The organism is Nostoc sp. UCD121, assembly GCF_014222285.1.
Taxonomy (GTDB): Bacteria; Cyanobacteriota; Cyanobacteriia; order Cyanobacteriales; family Nostocaceae; genus Nostoc.
On sequence record NZ_JACKZS010000490.1, the window covers coordinates 1 to 959 of the forward strand.

Genomic DNA, 959 nt, shown 5'->3' on the forward strand with positions numbered 1-959 from the left:
AATCCCACCGCATCACCCAAACCAGCCCCGATAATTGCCGAAGTGGGAGCCAACATTTCTCGCATTCCAGGGCCACCTTTAGGCCCTTCGTAGCGGATAACCAAAATATCACCAGCTTGAATTTTACCCGCCAAAATTGCATCTAAAGAAGCTTCTTCCGATTCAAACACCCGTGCGGGGCCGGTAATTACAGGCTTTTTCACGCCAGTAATTTTAGCGACAGCCCCTTCCGTTGCCAAATTACCTCTGAGAATAGCTAAGTGTCCTTGAGAATACATCGGGTTATTCCAAGTCCGAATTACATCTTGGTTGGCAGATGGTTCTTCGGGGATGTCTGCTAATATCTCTGCAATGGTTTGACCGCTAATGGTCAGGCTATCACCATGTAATAAGTCATGCACAAGTAACATCTTCATGACTTGGGGAATACCACCAGCTTTGTGTAAATCTGTAGCTACGTATTTACCACTTGGTTTTAAATCACACAAAACGGGAACACGGGCGCGGATTGTTTCAAAGTCATCCAGGGTTAACTCTACATTAGCAGCGCGGGCGATCGCTAAGAAATGCAATACAGCATTGGTCGAACCACCCACTGCCATAATCACAGAGATAGCATTCTCGATAGATTGGCGAGTGATAATTTGCCGGGGTAAGATTTGTTTTTTGATGGCTTCGACTAACGCATAAGCCGATTTTTCCGTGCTATCAGCTTTTTCAGCATCTTCGGCTGCCATTGTCGAAGAATAGGGCAAACTCATTCCCAGGGCTTCAAATGCTGAAGACATGGTGTTAGCCGTGAACATTCCCCCACAGGAACCAGCCCCAGGACAAGCGCGACTTTCGACTTCTAATAATTCCTTGTCGTCAATTTTTCCAGCGCTGTATTGACCAACTGCTTCAAAAGAACTAACAACGGTTAAATCGCGTCCGTTATAGTGACCGGGTTTAATTGTACC

General features: G+C 46.1%; 1 protein-coding gene. It reads right to left on the reverse strand.

Annotation, left to right across the window (positions count from 1 at the left end; translation table 11 throughout):
• The coding region (locus GNF10_RS39540; protein WP_185607508.1) for a dihydroxy-acid dehydratase at positions 1-959 on the reverse strand (959 nt) is incomplete at both ends.